Below are 19985 nucleotides of genomic sequence, written 5' to 3'. Positions count from 1 at the left end.
TGATCATGAACGAGTCTGAACTGAAAGAAGAAGTTATAAAAGCCCTGAAAGAAGTTTACGACCCGGAAATTCCGGTCGATGTTTATGAATTGGGCCTGATCTACGAAATCAAAATCTTTCCGGTTAATAACGTATACATCCTGATGACGCTGACTTCGCCCTCCTGCCCTTCTGCAGGCACTATTCCGGGCGAAATTGAGGCTAAGGTTCGGGCCATTGAGGCCGTTAACGACGTCAGCGTCGAGCTTACGTTTGACCCACCCTACACGACTGAAATGATGTCGGAAGTGGCCAAACTGGAGCTAGGATTTATGTAAGGAATGAGTCAATAAAACGCAATATTTTAAATCAATAAACAAGAATAACGATATGTATCCTCCACATTTAGTTGCCCCGATGAAGGACGATCTCCTGAGCGCCGGGTTCGAGGACCTGAATACGGCCGAGAAAGTTGACGAGGTTATGGACAATGCCGAAGGCACCATGCTTGTGGTTGTCAATTCGGTTTGCGGTTGTGCGGCTGGTGCGGCCCGTCCGGGTGTAAAAGCGGCTCTGGCGCAGAGCGGCATCAAACCGGATAAACTGGTAACGGTTTTTGCGGGAGTTGATATGGACGCAACGGCCCGCATGCGCGATTACCTGCTGCCCTACCCTCCTTCTTCGCCCTCAATTGGTATTTTTAAAGATGGTGAGCTGGTGCATTTCATCGAACGTCACCACATCGAAGGTCGTTCGGCCCAGATGATTGCGCAACACCTGGAAATGGCGTTCGAAGAATTCTGCGAAAAAGCATAACAGCTAGCTTTTTTGAAAAAATAAAGCCGGTAGCAACTCTGTTACCGGCTTTATTTTTTCCTTTTAATAAAAGAGTAGGTCAAGTAAGGCTAATAATGATAGTAGCATGTAACCAAATGTTGTATAGAAGTAAACATTTGCATTTTTTTGCTCTATGAATAAACTCTACTACCTACCTTTTCTCTGTTTTTTCGTTACATGCATCACGTTCGCCCAATCCCCACATCCTCACCAGAGTACGGTTTACGCTGAAGCCGGTATCTTCGGCTCGACATCCGACCGCAGCCCGTTCTGGTTGCGGGCCAACCAGTATGGTATTATTCCTTTATCGTCGCCCGGCGCAACCCTCCGGCTTGGCGTACAAGGCTCTCTTTTACTCACAGATACAACATCCGTCCGGTCTTTTATCCGGCCCGATCGTGAATGGACAGTATCCTATGCAGCAGAAGGCATTGCAAATGCCGAAAAAAACAGCCAGATTTTACTGCCGGAAGCACACATCAGGCTGACCCACCGCTGGTTCGAATTGGTGGCGGGCCGTCGACGCGAAGTTATCGGACTGGTCGATTCTACGCTTTCATCGGGCTCATATAGCTGGTCGGGGAACGCCCTACCTATTCCTAAAGTTCAGTTCGGAACGCGGGGGTTTATTCCGTTTCGGTCGGGAGGCTGGCTCGCCATCAACGCATTCCTGGCGCACGGCTGGTTTGGAAATACCTGGTATGTTAAACGTTCCTACCTGCATCAGAAATCCGTGATATGGCGGTTTGGCCGGCCTTCGTCGCGGCTACGTTTTTATGCCGGTATCAATCACAGCGTGCAGTGGGCGGGTCGTACCACCTATTTACCGGATAATTCAATTGCCGTCAATGGCCAGATGCCTAACCGGTTCAGCGATTTACCCAATGTCATGTTTGCGATCCGCACCAACGGTTTAAACAACGACCGGATCACCCAATTCGACTGGGAAAATATGTACGGCAACCACGTCGGCAGCAGCGATTTCGCGCTGGAAACATCACTCAACGGTCTGAACATCCTGGCGTACCACCAGCACTCCTTCGAGGATGCCTCCAGCTTTCTTTTTCAGAGTTTTCCGGATGGGCTGTACGGTATTCGCCTGCGGACCACCAGACCCAGCAACGCCTTTATTCAGATCAATGGGGTCAATATCGAATATTTGACAACGGTTTTCCAAAGCGGAGATCCGGCTATGAAGGATTTACAATTTGGCTGGGGAGGTGACAACAATTTTAATCATGCCCAGTATCAGGAAGGCTGGATTTATCGAAACCGGGTTATTGGAACACCGTTTTTAACTCGTTTGATTGATGCAAAGCCCGAGAATCGGATTGGTTATGTGGTGAACAACAACCGGGTCAAGATGGCTCACATTGGTTTTCAGGCAACTGTTGCAGGCACGCTTACTTTTATGGCGAAAGTGTCTTACAGCGAAAACAGGGGCACCTATAATTTCCCTTTTCCCAAAAAACTCCCCCAATGGTCTTCCATCCTTCAGCTCGGTATGCCAGTCTCCTGGCTTGGTGGCACCTGGCTGACGGCCGCCCTAGCCATCGACTCCGGGCAATTGTACAAAAATACGACGGGCGGTTTCGTGAGCCTGCGCAAATCCCTCTGGTCAACCACACGGAGTCGGCTTGCTAAAAAGCCCGCTGGCTGGCTCTAACTAGGGATTCACTTTGGCCTGCCCCAGCACCCGCAGCAGATTTCCACCCCAGATTTTGGCAATATCTTTTTCCGAATACCCCCGTTTGACCAGCGCCAGCGTCAGGGCTTCAATCTGGCTGACGTCTTCCAGCCCATTGACGCCCCCTCCGCCGTCAAAATCGCTGCCGATGCCAACGTGGTCAACGCCAACCAGACGAACAATGTAATCGATGTGTTTCACCAGATCGGCCACGCTGGCTCGCTCATAAGCATACCGCTTCTGAATGGAGTCTGCCTTGGCATCGAGCTTCGCCTGTAATTCTGGCGTTACCACACGGCCAACGCCAGACATCCGGACAGCATTCAACGCCTGCCGGTGTTCATCCGACGGTTTTCGCAGGTAGTCGCTCACAAAATTGACCTGGATAACGCCCCCTTTTGCAGCCAGTGCTTTGATCATCTCATCGGTCATGTTTCGCGGAAAATCACAAAGTGCCCGCACGTTGGAGTGAGAGGCAATCAACGGCGCTTTTGACAGGGCCAGCGCATCGTAAAACGATTTATCAGAAACGTGCGAAACGTCGATCATAATACCCAGCCGGTTCATTTCCTGCACTACCTTTTTCCCGAAAGCACTCAATCCGTCGTGCAACGGCCCATCGGGATCCGTAGCCGAATCGCAGATGGCATTATTGGCAAAGTGAGATAGCGTAATGTATCGACATCCCAAATCGTAATAAGTTTTCAACAGGGAAAGATCTTCGCCCACCGGATACCCGTTCTCCATACCAATAAAAACCGCCCGCTTTCCGGCTTTCTCAATCCGATAGGCGTCGGCCGGCGTGGTGGCCAGTTCGGCCTGATCGGGGTGTTTTTGCAGGGCGTCGTGAATGCTTTGGAAAATCTCGAGTGCTTTGATCTTTGCCTTGGCGTGGCCCTCAACCGTGCGCGGCCCCTGTGCCATGTATACCGCAAAAAACATGGCATCCATGTCCCCTTCCTTCATCCGCGGAAAGTCAATCTGGGATTGATCCCGCACTCGATCGTGTCGTTCGCCCACATCGAACCCCTTTCTAATCATGTTGATCGGGGCATCGGCGTGGGTATCGAGTGTCAGTACACGCTGGTGAATTTTATGCGCTTTCCGGGTATCCCGATCGGATGGCAAAAGAATAATAAAGAGCAGAAAAAGAAAGGAAAAAATGGCGTTCATCAACAAATGGTCTATGTCCCAAGTTAGAAAAGAATCACTAAAAAAGTACTATACTAGCTCCCTAAAACCGCTTGGGACGTATCGCTGCACCTGATTCTCAACTTTTTCAGAAACCGTTGTCAACTAATAATCCATCAAAATGACTCCAACTGCCTTAATTACCGGCGCCACTTCGGGCATCGGTCTGGCCATTGCCAATGCCTTTGCCAAACTAAATTACCGGCTGATTCTGTGTGGAAGACGCCAGGATCGGCTGGATGAGCTCCAACAGACGCTCAGCCAGCAATCGGACTGTCATATTCTCAATTTCGACGTACGCGACCGGGCTGCGGTGGAATCCGCTGTGGACTCCCTACCGGGTGATTGGAAAGTCGTCGATATTTTAATTAACAACGCCGGAAACGCCCACGGTCTCGGCCCAATTCAGGAAGGGAATATTGACGATTGGGATGCGATGATTGACGGCAATGTAAAAGGGCTGTTGTATGTTTCCAAAGCCGTAACGCCGGGCATGGTGGAGCGGGGCCGGGGGCATATCGTCAACATCAGCTCCATTGCCGGCAAACAAACCTACGCCAATGGCGGAGTATATTGTGCTTCCAAAGCCGCCGTTGAAGCGTTGAGCGAAGGCATGCGACTGGACCTGACCCAGCACGGTATTCGGGTTACGAATGTAGCCCCCGGTGCCGTCGAAACCGAGTTTTCATTGGTTCGGTTTAAGGGTGACGAAGCCCGGGCCACTAAGGTTTACGAAGGATTCACGCCCCTCACAGCCAGCGACATTGCCGATGCGGTTGTCTACGCCGTGACGGCACCACCCCACGTCACCATTGCGGATCTAACCATTCTGGCTTCTGCCCAGGCAGCCGCCACAACGATTTACAGAAAATAAGCGGAGGATAGGGATGGAAAGAAACCGCTTTCCATCCCTCCTTCTTTTATTGAAAAATCATACACGTCGATGTTGCGTGCGCATACAGTTTGCCTTGCTCGTCTTCCACCCGGGCTTCGGCGGTGGCAACACTCCGCCCGACATGGATCACGGTGCCCGTACAGGTAAGCTTACCGGTTTTGGCCGTAACAGGTCGCACCAGATTCACTTTCAGTTCGAGGGTCGTGTAGCCTGCGCCAGCCGCCAGCTTGGTATGAATAGCACAACCCATCGCGGAATCACAAAGGGTGCTCAGCAAGCCACCGTGGACTACGCCGATGGGGTTGTAATGGAACTCGGAGGGCGTCACGGCAAAAACCGCTTTGCCATCTTCCATGGCTACCGGATCAAAATCCATCGTCTGGCAAATCGGTGGTAATGGGTTTTCACCATCCAGAATACTTTGTAGATACTCCAGTCCGGACATGGTCTTGGCAGCCTGCGCGCCCTGCATCGGATCTTCCCAGTTGTAAGACCGTTCTCTTTCTATGGCCATTCGTATGTAAGATAGTATGGTTTAATTAGTTGATTTCAAATTAAAAACCTGCCGGGAAATTTGCGCCAATGCCTCAATTGTTTCGTTGCCCAGTTGTGCTTCAACCCGCTGGTGCAACGCCTGCCAGATGGTCTGGCACCGTTGGGCGATCTGAACACCCGGTTCGGTCAGAAACAAACCGTTCCGGACCTGACCGGTCAACCAGCCTTTTCGTTGCAGCAGTTGAATATCCCGGCTCAAAGCTGATTTTTCAATCTGTAACCGCTTCGACAAAACTACCTGCCGCACGCCGGGCTGCAACAAAATCTGCATCAGCAGGCTGGCTTGCGCAAAGGTAACGTCTTCAGCCGCAAAGGCTTCATTATACAACGAAGTAATCATCCGCGATAGCATCCGCAGGCGACCGGCAACGCAATCCGCCATGTGGCTACTGCACGCTTCGTCCTGGTTCTGGCTCAAAACGATCCACTTTTTAAATGATGCCCTTCCGCCAAAACGCCTTCTTTCAACGAATACGTGGAAACCCGAATCTGCGGAATCTCGTAATTTCGCAGAATGTAATCAATCAGGCAAACGCTCACCACAATCATATCCACCCGCAGTTCGATCATGCCCGGCAATTGCATCCGCTCCGCCCGGTTTCGGGTCAGTACCAGCTCGTAGTAGCGGTAAAACGCATCCAGTGGCAATACAGTCGTTGTCTGATCCTCCGGCGGCAACTCGCCTTTTTCGTGCTTATACTGCATGTCAATGAGTGTATCGAATGCACCGGAAGAGCCCACCAGCGCCACAGGTGCGTACTGATGGACGGCGTTGGTCAGCGGCAACAACTGCTCCTGAAAATAACGACTCATACGAGCCACTGCCGAGGTGCTGATGGGATCAGTTTCCATAAACCGTTCCAGCAAGCGCTGCCCGCCGATTTCAAAGCTCTGTTTCCAGTAGACCCGTTGTTGGGTACCCAGGATAAACTCGACGCTTCCGCCCCCAATATCAACCACCAGCGCCATCTGCTGATCCAGCGCACCAGCCGCCCGCACCCCGGCATAGATGTAGTCCGCTTCCTGTTCGCCCGAGATCGAACGAATGATAATCCCCGTTTCCCGGCGAACCCGTTCCATAAATTCGGCCTGATTTCCGGCGTTTCGTATCGCACTGGTACCGATTGCCACAGCCTGTTCCGCCGGAATCTGGTACCGGTCGAGCACGCTCCGGAAGTACTGCAAAACGGCAATAGCCCGCTCCGTCGCGTCCTCGGTAATAATGCCCTGGTTGATGCCCGCTTTCCCAATTTTAGCCGGTCGACTTTCCCGGAAAAGCGTCTGGTCCCTTTCCATGATCATTAAATGAAAAGTGTTCGTTCCGAGGTCAATAACGGCTTTTTTCATAAACGGAATTTAAATAGTCTGCTGGTTAAACGGTTTCGAAGGCCGTATGGTTGGTTGGCGGTTTTGCCACTGCGGCTACTCCCAGGTGTGCCAACCGTTTCGGGCTGAATCATTTCGCGCAAAACTATTGTTTTTTTCCTTTCGGAAGCCTACCTTTGCAATCCGTTTGATACTAGAAAATTAACGAATAGCAGGATATGCTCATCATAAACGTCAAAGAAAACGAGTCAATTGATAAAGCGCTGAAGCGTTTTAAAAAGAAATTTGAGAAAACCGGCGTATTACGCGCTCTGCGTTCGCGCACTGCCTTCCAGAAACCATCGATCAAACGTCGTCAGGAAATTCTGAAAGCCGTTTACCGTGAAAAAATGTACGGTAGCAACAGCGAAGCATAGTCTGAAATACGCAACGGCAACAGCACGGATTGGCAGTAGGCATCGCTTACTGCTTTTTTATTTTCTTTTGTTTACTTTTCGGCTGCATTCTTATGGTCACGCTCTTTCTCGAACATATCCGCTACGAAAAACGCCTGAGCCATCATACCCTCACGGCGTATCGAACTGACCTGGATCAGTTCCTGGCGTATTTGAAAAGTGATTACGAGCTGGACCAACCCGAGCAGGCCACCTTTCACCAGATTCGCTCCTGGATTGTCAGCCTGGTTGAATCGGGCATGGACAAAACCTCAGTAAACCGCAAAATTGCTACGCTCCGCAGTTTTTACGGTTTTCTGATGCGTCGAAAAATCATTACTACCGATCCCACGCTGAAAGTTTCAGCGCTGAAAACCAGTAAGAAAATACCGGTTTTTGTGGAAGAAAAACCGATGGAAACGCTGCTGGACGGCGTTGATTTTCCGGACGATTTCAAGGGATTGCGCGACAAGCTGGTGCTCGAGCTGCTCTACGGTACCGGCATCCGGCTGGCCGAACTGGTGGGTCTGAAAATGGCGGATGTGAGCCTGTACGAGAAAACCATCACGGTTTTGGGCAAGCGGAATAAACACCGGATTATTCCCGTGCCTCAACCGCTGTTTGCACTGATTCAGCAGTACCAGCAAGCCAAAGAAACCGAATTTGGACCTAAATCGGACCCCACCTACCTAATCCTGAGTGACCAGGGCGTCCGGGCGTATCCAGTTTTGATTCAGCGGATTGTAAAACGGTATTTAGAACTGGTAACAACGCTGGAGAAGAAAAGTCCGCACGTATTGCGTCATACCTACGCTACACACCTGCTCAACCGTGGGGCCGATCTGAATGCGATTAAGGACCTGTTGGGTCATAGTAGTCTGGCCGCAACCCAGATATACACCCACACTACTATTGATAAGCTCAAGAAAGCCTACAACCAGGCGCACCCGAAAGCGGGGTGAGTTGGCAAACGGTGATCTGCTTGCTACATTTACGGCATGAATTCTTCCGCACTTTCCAACGCCCTGCTGGAGCTGATCGAACGACAACCTAACGCCGAAAAAGCCCTCAACTACCTGACGCAACAAGCCGATGCGTATCACCAAACCCCGACGACGGCCATCTTCTACCGCGTTTTTACGGCCATTCCGCGTTTTGTAGGACGAGCCCTCGTTACGGTTTCGCCTACTACGGCACAAACAATTCAGGAACTCCGCCACGGTTTTACGGTTGAGGGCTGGACGCTCGACCGGCTGGCGCGCGTTTGGTGGTTGTTGCAGTTGTCACCCAATGACCCGGGGACCTACACCAGCACCATCGAAACCTTATTCAAAGCCGCCGAAATGAATGAATTAGTGGCGCTGTATTCGGCCCTGCCCGTCTTTCATTTTCCGGAACACTGGCGGTTTCTGGCAACAGAAGCCGTACGGAGTAACATCGGACCCGTGCAAGAAGCGCTGATGATTCAGAACCCCTACCCTGCGGAGCAGCTGGACGAACCCGCCTGGAATCAACTGGTTATGAAGGCGTTTTTCAGCGACAAAACCGTTGAACAGATTAGGGGTTTTACCGAACGGGCCAACGAAAAACTAGCCCGTATCGCTATCGATTACGCCCAGGAACGCCGGGCTGCCGGACGCAGTATTCACCCCGCGCTCTGGACGCTGATTAAACCGTTCGTTACCGAATCCACTCAAACCGAATTAGAACAGCTATTCCATATGCACGGACCGGCGGGCGACCCCGCCTAGTCCGTGCATATGGTTATAACCAGCGGTACGACAAACCGACCGACAACATCAGATTGGCACTGTTGTTCAGCTCATTATACTTGAAAAAGACATTCTGATACTGCGCCTGTAACTCGCCCCCGAAGTTGTTATTTTTACCAAATTGAAACTTCGCACCAATGGCCGGAGCCACCGCAGTCCGAACGCCCGTCTTCTGGTCCGCCAAGGTGCCGTAGTACTTCGTGTAATCCACATAAGCGCCACCGGCCCCTAGCTGCAAATACGGCCGAACCGTTGCATGGATATCGTTCAGATATACCGAACCGATGGCCATTAAGGGCACCACCGTTAACGTGCGGGTTTGTACCGCCGAGATATCCGACCCGTCGTCGAAGGAATAAGTCTGGCGGGGCAGTCGTTCGCTGATGTATTGATGTCCGATGCGTCCGCCCACCGAAAACCGTCCCGGAAACATGGCTTCAACGGCTACGGAAAAATTACGTCCCCCGGTTTTATCGATATAATTGGGCAGACTCCCCAGCGGCAAACTGGCTCCGTAAAAAGCCGTAATCCGGCCCGATACAAACCGATTATAGAGTGTGTTCTGAAAGGCTTTCTGCGAATCGTCCGGGTCGGCACCAATTTGCGCAAACGACCCCAGCGCCCAGAAAAAACCGATGATACTGAATATGATCTTCTTATTCATGACTTTAAAAATGGATTAGCTTCAAGAAATGAGGCAAAAGACGTGAGTGGCTAAATACCGACGAAGCCGACGCACTCTTGCCTCAGTTCTTTTCGTTACGATTACTGATTTGCCCGTAAATACGATGACTGTTCAAACACTTTCGTGAGCATTGCGTCGATGGAATTGGCGTCGAAAATACCGTTGCCACGAATCTGCGCCTGCCAGATCACATTCAATTCCTGATCCGCCGTATTCGGATTTTTCAAATCGATCAATTGAATCATCCAGTACGATTCACTCACCTCATAGAACGAATAGTAGTTGGGGAAATACGGATTGAAACCGCCCCAGCCTCCCAGGCCGCCAAAGCCCCAATAATCGAGGTAATAGGGCGAAAAAGGCATCGAATTGACCCCAATATAACTGTTGTTGATCCGCATAACGGCAACTCCCAAATCCGTGCTGTCCCGACGGTTTACCCGCGTATATCCCCGGCTGGTCAGCTCCTGCGCCAGTCGATTCAGGAACGGCGTCTCGAGTCCCGTCAGCGAAACACGCGCCTGGTCATTCGAAACTTCAATCACCGAATCCGGTAGACTGAACGTTTTATAGGTAGCAAAATTGGCCGAACGGTCACGGTTGGTGATAAACACCTGACTTTCTTCAGGCGACAAATTATCCAGCGGATCGGGACGGCAGGAACTGATTCCACTTCCGAACCCTACACCTACACCCAGCCACAGCAGAATCTTTAATATGGACTTCATAGCTAATAAAACAAAGTTGTACAATTGATTTAAAATGGATCGATACCGGGGTATCCACCCTATTAACTAAACGTTTTTCGCTCCTGTTTTAATAAATCTTTATCGTTTTTTCGTGGTATGAGCGAAGCCACGCGGCTTCGGCCCTTGCAACTGGGTTGCAGGCCGACTACCTTTGTTTTTAGACAAGTTCAGCTACCACTATGAGTTTTTTAGATACTGTACGGGGCATGAAGTTCTTCGACATGCACGTCCACATGACTTCCCGCACCACGGACGATTATCAGGCGATGGCCGATGCTGGTATTGTGGCCCTGATTGAGCCGGCTTTCTGGCTCGGGCAACCGCGCACGGGTGTCGATTCATTCCGCGATTATTTCGCCAGTCTGGTAGGCTGGGAACGGTTTCGGGCCTCACAGTTCGGTATCCGGCACTATTGCACCATTGGCCTGAACTCCAAGGAAGCCAACAACGAAGCGCTGGCCGAGCAGGTGATGGAAATTCTGCCGTTGTTTATCTACAAGGAAGGTGTTGTGGGCGTTGGTGAAATTGGTTTTGACGACCAGACCCCAGCCGAAGAAAAATACTACCGCGCGCAGCTCGATCTGGCCAAGGAGGCCAACTTACCCGTGCAGATTCATACACCCCACCGCGACAAAAAACAGGGAACCAGCCGCAGCATGGACATCGCGCTGGAACATGGTCTGGACCCCGGCATGGTGATCGTCGATCATAATAATGAGGAAACGGTGAAGGAAGTACTGGATCGGGGCTTCTGGGCCGGATTTACCATTTACCCATTCACAAAAATGGGCAACGAGCGCATGGTTGAGGTGGTCAAACAATACGGACCGGAACGCATCATGATCAACTCGGCTGCCGACTGGGGCATCAGCGATCCGCTGGCTTTGCCCAAAACCGCAGCTTTGATGAAGGAACGTGGTATTGCCGACGAAACCATTCGACTGGTCACTTTCCAGAACGCCGTGACGGCTTTTGCCCAGAGTGGTCAGCTCAGTCTGGAAGATCTTGAACAACCCCTTGGTATCGACCAAAGTCAGCGCTACAACGGCAGCTCAGTGCTCCGTGGAGGCCAAGCACCCCGCGTAGACAAATCGTCCACAATCATAGAATGATGAATTATAATTGAATGATGAATTATAACCGATGAATTTTAACCACGCGTTAGCCTAGTTCATTACGTATACTTTCATCATTCATACTTCATCGTGTATTTTACCATGCTTCTTCCGCTTCTCCGCTTAACGCGCCCCGCCAACCTGATTACCGCTGTTGCTGATGTTATAGCGGGTATGGCCATTGCCGGGTACTATCTGATTCCCGACGCTGACCCCGTACCGGTGGGCTGGCTTTGTTTGTCGACAGTAGGATTGTATGGCGGAGGAGTGGTGTTCAACGACGTTTTTGACGCCGAACTGGACGCTCTTGAGCGCCCGGAACGACCCATTCCGAGCGGACAGGTCAGCCTACAGGCCGCAACGATGCTGGGGCTATTCCTGCTGGCAATCGGGATTGCAGCCGCCTGGCTAGTCAACTCAACCGCGGGCTGGCTGGCGGTTGCCATCAGCATTGCGTCGCTGGTTTACGACAAATTCGGGAAACACAGTGCGTTGCTCGGGCCGTTGAACATGGGCTTGTGCCGGGGCCTGAATCTGGCACTGGGCATCAGCATCCTGCCGGATCAGGTCATGGTATGGGGGGCGCTGGGGCTTATTCCCATTGTGTATATTGCCGCCATCACCATGATCAGCCGGGGCGAAGTGCACGGCGGAAACGCCGGAATTCTGCGCGTAGCCGGGTTGCTCTACGGCTTGGTCATCGGCTGCATTGCGGCCATTGCCCATCGGCAAGATCACCTGGGAACTGCCTTCCCGTTTCTGCTGCTATTTGGGTATTTTATTTTTCCCCCGCTCTGGCACGCCATCCGTCATCCCAAGGGCCACAACATTGGTATGGCTGTTAAAGCGGGTGTTTTGTCGTTGATCGTTATGAATGCCGCCTGGGTAGCAGCTTTTGCTTCTTTCCCGCTGGCGATGCTGGTCGTTTGTCTCTTGCCGCTATCCCGGCTCCTGGCCAACGTTTTTGCGGTCACCTAGCCGAACCGATCGAAGCAATTGCATGTTCTAAAAGACAAGCCATCAGGTTTGTTTTATTAGTAACTTTACATTTTATCAACCATCATTGCGAGGAATGAACACCCTTCACCAAGCATTCAGTGTTCGGTTCACTTACGACGTTTATTTTTCCGATCAACTGTTTGAAAGTACTAACCCAACCTTACTTGACTTCCTGAAAAAACAGCATACGGAAGGATTTCGCAAGAAACTCCTATTCATTCTGGATGAAGGAGTTACAGCCAACCATCCTGATTTAATTCAGCAGATCAAGACCTATTTTTCCACCCTTTCGCTGGTCGATCTCGTCCCCGACTTAATCGTTATTCCGGGCGGAGAAGGTGCCAAAAACGATCCGGCGCTGGTGGAACAAATTGTCGAAGCGATTGATCGCTACGGTATCGACCGGCACTCGTACGTCGTGGCTATCGGCGGTGGATCGGTGCTCGATCTGGTTGGCTACGTTGCCGCCATCTCCCACCGGGGTATTCGGCATATCCGCATTCCAACGACGGTTCTGTCGCAGAACGATTCGGGTATTGGCGTTAAAAACGGCGTTAATTACCGGGGCAAGAAGAATTTTTTAGGTGCATTCGCCCCGCCCATTGCGGTTTTCAATGACCTCCAATTTCTGACCACCCTCGACGACCGCGACTGGCGGGCGGGTATTTCCGAAGCCATCAAAGTGGCGTTAATCAAAGATCAGGCTTTCTTCGAATGGCTGGAAGCACAAGCCGAAAAACTGGCGGCCCGCGACCTGACCGCCATGCAGTACCTGGTCCACCGCTGCGCGGAGTTGCACCTGAACCATATCGCCAGTGGCGATCCGTTCGAGATGGGGTCTTCCCGTCCGCTCGACTTTGGCCACTGGAGCGCCCACAAACTCGAACAACTGACAGATTTTGAGATTCGCCACGGCGAAGCTGTTGCCATTGGCATTGCCCTCGATAGTCTGTACTCCCAGCAACTAGGCTGGCTGAGCGAAGCTGATGCAACCCGCATTCTGAATCTGGAGCGAACCCTCGGGTTTTCCCTCTTTCACCCCGCTTTGGAGGGCAACGGTATTCTGAAAGGTCTCAATGAATTTCGGGAACACCTGGGCGGCCAACTAACCATTATGCTGCTCGACGCCATTGGGCACGGGGTAGAAGTCCACGAAATGAATCCGGACCTCATCCGCCACGTGATTGGCAAACTGAAAGAAGACGAAACCCAGCCCGCATGAAAACACCCCTCGGACATTTAGGCTATTGCACCAATATTCACGCCGGTGAACACTGGGCCGAGCATTTCATCGCGCTGCAACAGGCCGTCCCAACGCTCAAGCAGGCACTTTCCCCCAACGCTCCCTTTGGTCTTGGCCTTCGTCTGTCCAACATTGCCAGCCAGGAACTCAGCCAACCGGAACGGTTTCGGGAATTTCAGCAGTGGCTGGCGGATACGGATTGTTACGTGTTTACGATGAATGGTTTTCCGTACGGCGGTTTTCACTGGACCCGCGTCAAAGACCAGGTTCACGCTCCCGACTGGCGCACGGCGGAGCGGGTTGAGTATACCATCCGGCTTTTCCGGCAACTGGCGGCTTTGCTGACCACCCATCCTTCGACGAAGCTGACCGAGGCTGGAATTTCTACCTCACCGCTTTCGTACCGGTATTGGTTTTCGTGGAACAACCGCGATCAACGCGATCTGGCTTTTGAAGCGACCACCCAGCGTCTGCTCACGGTGGTGGAAGAACTGGTTCGGATCAAACAGCAGGAAGGCCTGAGCCTTCACCTGGATATTGAGCCCGAACCCGACGGTTTGCTGGAAACCGCCGATGAATTCATCGAATGGTTTAACCTTTATTTGCTGCCCATCGGCATCGAGCGACTGAACGACGAGTTCGGTCTGTCGGCGGGCGAGTGCGAAGCGGCTCTGCGGGAACACGTCCAGTTGTGTTATGATGTCTGCCATTTTGCGGTCGGCTACGAACGCCCGGAAGAGGTGTTGACAAAACTCCAGGACAACGACCTGAAAGTGGGCAAAATACAGATTAGTGCAGCCTTGAAGGCCACTTTTCCGGTAGAGGAAAATAGCCGCGAAGCCGTTCTGGAGCAATTCAGGTGGTTCAACGAACCCACGTACCTGCATCAGGTAGTAGCGCGAAATGACGCCGGTGACCTGCTGCGGTTTCCGGATTTGCCGGAAGCGCTGCTCGCCTTTGACAAAACCCATGTCGAATGGCGATCGCACTTCCACGTACCCCTGTTTGTGAATGATTACGGTCTGTTGCAATCCACGCAGGATGACATCATTGAGGTGCTCCGTTTGCAGCGTGAAAAACCGTTCACAGCACAACTGGAAGTTGAAACATATACCTGGGAAGTGCTGCCGGAAGATTTGAAAATGCGGCTGAACGACTCCATCGGGCGCGAGTTGGAATGGGTTTTGAAACGTGTTGTATGAAAAAAACCGTAGTAATCGACGTAGTTGGCCTGTCGGCTTCCCTCATTGGCGAACACACTCCTTTCCTGAAACGATGGATCGCCGATAAGCAGTTGTCTTCCATTGAACCCATGCTACCGGCCGTCACCACGGCGGTTCAATCGGCGTATGTCACGGGAAAATGGCCCACCGAAACCGGCATTGTGGGCAACGGCTGGTACGACCGAACCGATTGCGAAATCAAATTCTGGAAACAATCCAATAAGCTGGTAAATGGCGAGAAAATCTGGGAACGCGCCCGGCAACTTGATCCGTCGTTCACGGTTTCCAAAATGTTCTGGTGGTACAATATGTACTCATCCGCCGACTTTTCGGTAACTCCACGCCCCCAATACCACGCCGACGGGGTAAAAGCTCCCGACTGTTACAGCCATCCCTCCGACCTGCGCGACCGGCTTCAGGAAGCCCTGGGGACGTTTCCGCTGTTCAACTTTTGGGGCCCCAACGCCAACATCAAATCAACCCGCTGGATTGCTGATGCATCGCTGCTGGTGGATCGCTGGCACAACCCGACATTAACGCTGATCTACCTGCCGCACCTGGACTACTGCCTCCAGAAATTCGGGCAGGATTTGGGTAAAATCTCGAAGGAACTTCACGAGATTGACGACGTACTCAAAGACCTGATTCAGCACTACGAACGGCAAAACGCCGAAATTATCATATTGTCGGAATACGGCATTACCAATGTCAGTCAGCCCATTCACCTGAATCGGCTGTTTCGTGAAGCCGGTTTGATTAATGTCCGCGTTGAACAGGGATTGGAACTACTGGATGCGGGGGCGTCGCGGGCGTTCGCGGTGGCCGATCACCAGGTGGCTCACATTTACATCAACGATCCCGCTTGTACGGCACAGGTGCGCTCCATTCTGGAAAAAACGCCCGGTATTGAATTAATTCTGGACGAAGTTGGTAAGCAGCAACACCACATCGACAACGAACGGTCGGGTGATTTTGTGGTGATGGCCGACGCCCAAAGCTGGTTTACCTACTATTACTGGTTCGACGATACCAAAGCCCCGGACTATGCCCGGCTGGTTGACATTCACCGGAAGCCAGGCTATGATCCGGTCGAAATGTTCATGGACCCGGCCAACCCGCTGGTCAAGCTAAAAGCCGGGTATAAACTCATTCGTAAAAAGCTGGGTTTCCGCTATCTGATGAATGTCATTCCGCTGGATGCCACGTTGATCAAAGGCTCACACGGCCGTGTCGGTACCCAACCTGCCTATCATCCGGTTTTTGTGTCATCCCGCCAGGATCAACAAACTGATCAACCGTTGCAGGCTATTGAGGTATACGATAAAATCTGGCAGGCTCTGACCTCCGAACTACCCCTCCAAACTACCTGAAAAAGAACCGTTTAAAACCCTGCCAGCCGTATAATTAACCGTATACGGCTGGCAGGATTGTCCCGTTTGATAACAGAATCCAATCAATACCGGACGGTTTGAGTTCTGAATTTAGACAAAAGAGGAGAGACATGAGATGTGAAAAAATCCCGCTGCGGTACTAATCATTTTGTCTTTCTTCCTTGTTTAATCAGCTTTCTGATTTACTCAACCTCGGGAAGAACGGTATGGAAACAAAAATCCCTCCCCAGCACCAGGACGTACAGCCCGGGCTGGAAAGCGAATTAATTCCGCAACCCAAAGTGATTCGGCATACCTACGTTGGATCCGGCAAATTAAAAGACAAAGTAGCGCTGATTACAGGCGGTGACAGTGGCATTGGTCGCGCCGTAGCCGTGCATTTCGCGAGAGAAGGAGCTGACGTTGCCATTGCGTATACCCCACGCGAAGAAGGCGATGCCCAGCGAACCCGCGAATTAGTGGAAGCCGAAGGAAAAGCATGTCTGCTCCTTCCGGGCGACCTGCGCGACCCGGCTTACTGTGAACGCCTGGTCGACGATACCGTGCACCAGTATGGCCGATTGAACATCCTGGTCAACAATGCAGCAATACAATTGGCCCACGAACGGTTTGAAGAAATGACCGACGAAGACCTGGTGAACACCTTCGAGATCAATATCTACTCATTTTTTCGGGTAACGCGGGCGGCCGTAAAGCACCTGCACGAAGGCGACAGCATCATCAATACCACGTCGGTAACGGCTTACCAGGGACGCGCCGATTTGCCGGAATATTCGGCTACAAAAGGAGCGATCATGAGCTTTACCCGGGCGTTGTCATCGAATCTGGCCGATCGAAAAATTCGCGTTAATGGCGTAGCGCCCGGCCCCATCTGGACACCCCTGAATCCCGCATCCGTTGATGCCGAGCAAGTGGCGGAGTTTGGCCAGGATGTCCCGATGAAACGCCCCGGGCAGCCCAGCGAAGTGGCGCCGGCCTATGTGTATTTGGCCTCCAACGATGCCAGTTATGTTACCGGCCAGACCATCCACCCCAACGGCGGCACGATTATCAATACCTGATAACCGGAAATACCATGAATTTAGAACTTGAAACACCGCCCCAGCACCAAGACGAACAGCCGGGACTGGAAGAGCTCATGCACCCGCAGCCCATTTACATCCGGGATGATTACAAGGGCAGCGGCAAATTACAGGATAAAATCGCGCTCATTACCGGGGGCGACAGCGGCATTGGCCGGGCGGTTGCGGTCCATTTTGCTCGTGAAGGGGCCAACCTGGCCATTGTCTACCACCCACGTGAAGATAAGGATGCCCGGAAGACCCAAAGCCTGATCGAAGCTGAGGGAAGACGCTGTCTGCTCATCGCCGGCGACCTCCGTGACCCGGCATTTATCAGACAACTGATTGAGCAGGTCGTCCGCGAATACCACCACATCAACATCCTGGTGAACAATGCGGCCAATCATGTTGAACAGCACGACTTTACGGCAATATCCGACCAGCAACTAATTGAAACCTTTGAGCTCAATATTCTGGCCCTCTTCCGGCTTATTAAACAGGCATTATCCCACATGGGAGCGTACGACTGCATCATCAACACCACGTCGGTGGTTTCGTACCGGGGCAGCAAAGCGCTCGTCGACTATGCGTCCACCAAAGGAGCAGTAACCGCTTTTACGCGCTCTTTATCGCAGCATTTGGTTGAGCGAAACATCCGCGTCAATGCCGTGGCACCCGGCCCCATCTGGACTCCATTGATTGTCTCCACGAAATCGGAAGAAACAGTGGCTACATTCGGGAAAGATACTCCTTTGGAGCGCGTAGGGCAACCCGCCGAAGTGGCACCTGCGTTCGTTTTTCTGGCTTCGGAAGATGCCTCTTACATGACCGGCCAGGTGATGCATGTCAACGGGGGCGAAGTAGTTAATACCTAAAACCGCTAAAAATCCTGTTAAAAATCAGCTTTCCGTCTGATTTATCAGATTCCGGAATTAGACAATAAGAAGAACTTTTACATCAACTCTTTCGGGGGTTGGTTACGATAAGTGGTGGTTTTGACCTGTGAGGTAGTATTCGTAAAAAAACGGACAATTTCCCAAGTTGGATATTTCGATCAGGCCCTTGATTCTTTCCCCTGATTTTCCAAACTTAGGTAGTCCATGGGTTCTTTGTTTAACTTTATAACCATGCGACACGTATGAGAATTCAAGTTCATTGCGTCCACTTTACGGCAGATCAAAGTTTGCTGGATTTCATTCAAAAAAAGCTGAACAAGCTTGAGACCTTCAACGACCGAATCGTTAGCGGTGAGGTTTACTTAAGGCTGGAAGGAAGTGAAACCAGTAAGATTAAGTTGAAAATCTTTGAGGTTAAATTGTTCCTGCCGGGAGATTCCATTTTTGTCCGTCAGCAAGGTACCACGTTCGAGGAAGCAACGGATATGGCCATCGACACCCTGAAAAATAAACTGAAACGTCATAAAGACAAACAACGAAATATCTCTGCTCAGCAGATTAAGGAGTCCAAGGAGTTGGTAGAGGCAGATGTCGTTAATGAAGACATCGATTTTTAACCCCTTGTATTCCAACAAAAAAGCCGTCTTTTCGAGACGGCTTTTTTGTTGGGTACGGATGACGTTTCAAAAATTTTAAAGACCAAATGCTTCTTTAATTTTATCCACGTAGTCAAGTTTTTCCCAGGTAAACAGTTCTACTTCCACTTCTTTTGTGCTTCCATTGGCGCCAAACACCTTCTTAACAACCTGATTCTGGCGTCCCATGTGGCCATAAGCCGCGGTTTCCGAATAAATGGGGTTACGCAGTTTCAGCCGTTGCTCAATCGCGTACGGACGCATATCGAATAATTCTTCAATTTTGGTCGCAATCTCACCATCGGTCAGGTCCACCTTGGCCGAATTGTAAGTGTTTACATACAGCCCGCACGGTTTTGCCACGCCAATGGCGTACGAAACTTGAACGAGTACCTGGTCGCACAAACCGGCCGCTACGAGGTTCTTCGCAATATGCCGTGTTGCATAAGCCGCCGAACGGTCTACTTTGGAAGGATCTTTGCCGGAGAAAGCTCCCCCACCGTGAGCGCCTTTGCCACCGTAGGTATCAACGATGATTTTACGGCCCGTCAGACCCGTATCGCCGTGTGGACCGCCGATCACAAACTTACCCGTCGGGTTGATATAATACGTGATATCGCTGTTAAACAAATCCTGTAATTCCGGTTTCAGCTTGGCTTTCACACGTGGAATCACAATGTTGATCACATCTTCACGAATCCGCTCAAGCATAACCGCGTCGGTCCCAAAATCATCATGCTGTGTCGAAACAACAACGGTATCAATCCGAACCGGCTTATCATCATCGCTGTATTCAATGGTCACCTGCGATTTGGCATCCGGCCGAAGGTAGGTCATCACATCCTTCTCATGGTTCCGGATGTACGACATTTCCTGCAGAATTTTGTGGGCCAGGTCGAGCGGCAACGGCATGTAGTTGTCCGTTTCGTTGGTCGCATACCCAAACATCATTCCCTGATCGCCCGCGCCCTGATCTTCCGGATTTGAACGTTCAACCCCTTGGTTAATATCCGCCGACTGGTCGTGAATCGCTGACAGAATACCGCACGAATCGGCTTCAAACATATATTCACTCTTGGTGTAGCCAATGCGTTTGATGACTTCCCGGGCAATTTTCTGAACATCCAGGTAGGTCGTTGTTTTCACCTCGCCCGCCAGTACCACCTGACCCGTTGTAACCAAGGTCTCACAAGCGACCTTGCTGGAAGGGTCATAAGCCAGAAAATGGTCAATTAATGCATCAGAAATCTGATCGGCAACTTTATCGGGATGTCCTTCAGAGACTGACTCTGAGGTAAATAGATAGGGCATT

General features: G+C 51.4%; 22 protein-coding genes. 15 read left to right on the top strand and 7 right to left on the bottom strand.

Annotated features, from left to right (window positions below; genetic code table 11):
* Nucleotides 1-5 precede the first annotated feature (5 nt).
* From ACYVH9_RS07110 to ACYVH9_RS07100, 3 genes are all read left to right on the top strand, one after another.
* Nucleotides 6-317, top strand: a complete 312-nt coding sequence (locus tag ACYVH9_RS07110) for a DUF59 domain-containing protein (protein ID WP_460635604.1) — start codon at nucleotides 6-8, stop codon at nucleotides 315-317.
* 52 nt (nucleotides 318-369) lie between these two features.
* The gene (locus tag ACYVH9_RS07105) at nucleotides 370-795 is read left to right on the top strand and encodes a BrxA/BrxB family bacilliredoxin (RefSeq protein ID WP_460635603.1); all 426 of its coding nucleotides are present in this window, start codon (nucleotides 370-372) and stop codon (nucleotides 793-795) included.
* 154 nt (nucleotides 796-949) lie between these two features.
* On the top strand, nucleotides 950-2482 hold the full coding sequence (locus ACYVH9_RS07100; protein ID WP_460635602.1) for a capsule assembly Wzi family protein: 1533 nt from the start codon (nucleotides 950-952) through the stop codon (nucleotides 2480-2482).
* Here ACYVH9_RS07100 and ACYVH9_RS07095 read toward each other — a convergent pair whose 3' ends face one another.
* On the bottom strand, nucleotides 2483-3676 hold the full coding sequence (locus tag ACYVH9_RS07095; RefSeq protein WP_460635601.1) for a dipeptidase: 1194 nt from the start codon (nucleotides 3674-3676) through the stop codon (nucleotides 2483-2485).
* A gap of 139 nt (nucleotides 3677-3815) precedes the next feature.
* Between ACYVH9_RS07095 and ACYVH9_RS07090 the strand changes: the two genes are divergently transcribed.
* Complete coding sequence (locus ACYVH9_RS07090) at nucleotides 3816-4568, top strand: SDR family NAD(P)-dependent oxidoreductase (protein WP_460635600.1); 753 nt, start codon at nucleotides 3816-3818, stop codon at nucleotides 4566-4568.
* A 46-nt stretch (nucleotides 4569-4614) separates the two neighbouring features.
* Here the strand turns inward: ACYVH9_RS07090 and ACYVH9_RS07085 are convergent, their stop codons facing one another.
* Genes ACYVH9_RS07085 through ACYVH9_RS07075 form a run of 3 tightly spaced genes read right to left on the bottom strand, consistent with a single transcriptional unit; the run spans nucleotide 4615 to nucleotide 6491 of the window.
* Nucleotides 4615-5103, bottom strand: a complete 489-nt coding sequence (locus tag ACYVH9_RS07085) for a PaaI family thioesterase (protein WP_460635599.1) — start codon at nucleotides 5101-5103, stop codon at nucleotides 4615-4617.
* Nucleotides 5104-5124: 21 nt separating this feature from the next.
* A complete protein-coding gene (locus ACYVH9_RS07080) occupies nucleotides 5125-5562 on the bottom strand; it encodes a MarR family winged helix-turn-helix transcriptional regulator (RefSeq protein ID WP_460635598.1) in 438 nt (145 codons plus the stop codon).
* Entirely contained in the window at nucleotides 5559-6491 is a 933-nt protein-coding gene (locus ACYVH9_RS07075) for a Ppx/GppA phosphatase family protein (protein ID WP_460635597.1), read from the bottom strand. The genes ACYVH9_RS07080 and ACYVH9_RS07075 overlap by 4 nt, the downstream gene beginning before the upstream one ends.
* Nucleotides 6492-6688: 197 nt before the next feature.
* Here ACYVH9_RS07075 and rpsU point away from each other — a divergent pair, with 197 nt between their 5' ends.
* The 3 genes from rpsU to ACYVH9_RS07060 all read left to right on the top strand — a co-directional run bounded on the left by rpsU (nucleotide 6689) and on the right by ACYVH9_RS07060 (nucleotide 8655).
* Nucleotides 6689-6886 (top strand): 30S ribosomal protein S21, encoded by a 198-nt coding sequence (gene rpsU, locus ACYVH9_RS07070; protein ID WP_038120545.1) that lies wholly within the window; start codon nucleotides 6689-6691, stop codon nucleotides 6884-6886.
* Nucleotides 6887-6978: 92 nt separating this feature from the next.
* A complete protein-coding gene (locus ACYVH9_RS07065; RefSeq protein WP_460635596.1) occupies nucleotides 6979-7866 on the top strand; it encodes a tyrosine-type recombinase/integrase in 888 nt (295 codons plus the stop codon).
* 36 nt (nucleotides 7867-7902) lie between these two features.
* Nucleotides 7903-8655 (top strand): EboA domain-containing protein, encoded by a 753-nt coding sequence (locus tag ACYVH9_RS07060; protein ID WP_460635595.1) that lies wholly within the window; start codon nucleotides 7903-7905, stop codon nucleotides 8653-8655.
* Nucleotides 8656-8668: 13 nt separating this feature from the next.
* On the opposite strand, the gene ACYVH9_RS07055 is transcribed toward ACYVH9_RS07060, so the two are convergent.
* Entirely contained in the window at nucleotides 8669-9340 is a 672-nt protein-coding gene (locus ACYVH9_RS07055) for a hypothetical protein (RefSeq protein WP_460635594.1), read from the bottom strand.
* Between the two features lie 101 nt (nucleotides 9341-9441).
* The gene (locus ACYVH9_RS07050; RefSeq protein ID WP_460635593.1) at nucleotides 9442-10089 is read right to left on the bottom strand and encodes a DUF4136 domain-containing protein; all 648 of its coding nucleotides are present in this window, start codon (nucleotides 10087-10089) and stop codon (nucleotides 9442-9444) included.
* Nucleotides 10090-10289: 200 nt separating this feature from the next.
* Between ACYVH9_RS07050 and ACYVH9_RS07045 the strand changes: the two genes are divergently transcribed.
* From ACYVH9_RS07045 to ACYVH9_RS07010, 8 genes are all read left to right on the top strand, one after another.
* On the top strand, nucleotides 10290-11222 hold the full coding sequence (locus ACYVH9_RS07045; RefSeq protein WP_460635592.1) for a TatD family hydrolase: 933 nt from the start codon (nucleotides 10290-10292) through the stop codon (nucleotides 11220-11222).
* 105 nt (nucleotides 11223-11327) lie between these two features.
* Nucleotides 11328-12203: a UbiA-like protein EboC gene (eboC, locus tag ACYVH9_RS07040; RefSeq protein WP_460635591.1), complete on the top strand. Its 876-nt coding sequence runs from the start codon at nucleotides 11328-11330 to the stop codon at nucleotides 12201-12203.
* Between the two features lie 94 nt (nucleotides 12204-12297).
* Nucleotides 12298-13446, top strand: a complete 1149-nt coding sequence (locus ACYVH9_RS07035; protein WP_460635590.1) for a 3-dehydroquinate synthase — start codon at nucleotides 12298-12300, stop codon at nucleotides 13444-13446.
* On the top strand, nucleotides 13443-14669 hold the full coding sequence (eboE, locus tag ACYVH9_RS07030) for a metabolite traffic protein EboE (RefSeq protein WP_460635589.1): 1227 nt from the start codon (nucleotides 13443-13445) through the stop codon (nucleotides 14667-14669). Before ACYVH9_RS07035 ends, eboE begins: the two co-directional genes overlap by 4 nt.
* Nucleotides 14666-16060, top strand: coding sequence for an alkaline phosphatase family protein (locus ACYVH9_RS07025; protein ID WP_460635588.1), 1395 nt, complete (start codon nucleotides 14666-14668; stop codon nucleotides 16058-16060). Before eboE ends, ACYVH9_RS07025 begins: the two co-directional genes overlap by 4 nt.
* A 227-nt stretch (nucleotides 16061-16287) precedes the next feature.
* Entirely contained in the window at nucleotides 16288-17142 is an 855-nt protein-coding gene (locus ACYVH9_RS07020; RefSeq protein ID WP_460635587.1) for an SDR family oxidoreductase, read from the top strand.
* A gap of 14 nt (nucleotides 17143-17156) precedes the next feature.
* The gene (locus tag ACYVH9_RS07015) at nucleotides 17157-18017 is read left to right on the top strand and encodes an SDR family oxidoreductase (RefSeq protein WP_460635586.1); all 861 of its coding nucleotides are present in this window, start codon (nucleotides 17157-17159) and stop codon (nucleotides 18015-18017) included.
* Nucleotides 18018-18280: 263 nt separating this feature from the next.
* Nucleotides 18281-18655 carry an HPF/RaiA family ribosome-associated protein gene (locus ACYVH9_RS07010; RefSeq protein ID WP_460635585.1) on the top strand — a complete coding sequence of 125 codons (375 nt, stop codon included), beginning with the start codon at nucleotides 18281-18283 and terminating at the stop codon, nucleotides 18653-18655.
* A gap of 75 nt (nucleotides 18656-18730) precedes the next feature.
* On the opposite strand, the gene metK is transcribed toward ACYVH9_RS07010, so the two are convergent.
* Nucleotides 18731-19984 (bottom strand): methionine adenosyltransferase, encoded by a 1254-nt coding sequence (metK, locus tag ACYVH9_RS07005; RefSeq protein WP_460635584.1) that lies wholly within the window; start codon nucleotides 19982-19984, stop codon nucleotides 18731-18733.
* Between the last annotated feature and the right edge of the window lies 1 nt (nucleotide 19985).

The sequence above is a fragment of the Larkinella harenae genome, from assembly GCF_054780515.1.
The sequence above is the reverse complement of the archived record's forward strand: the minus strand, read 5'-3'. Positions and strand labels throughout refer to the sequence as shown.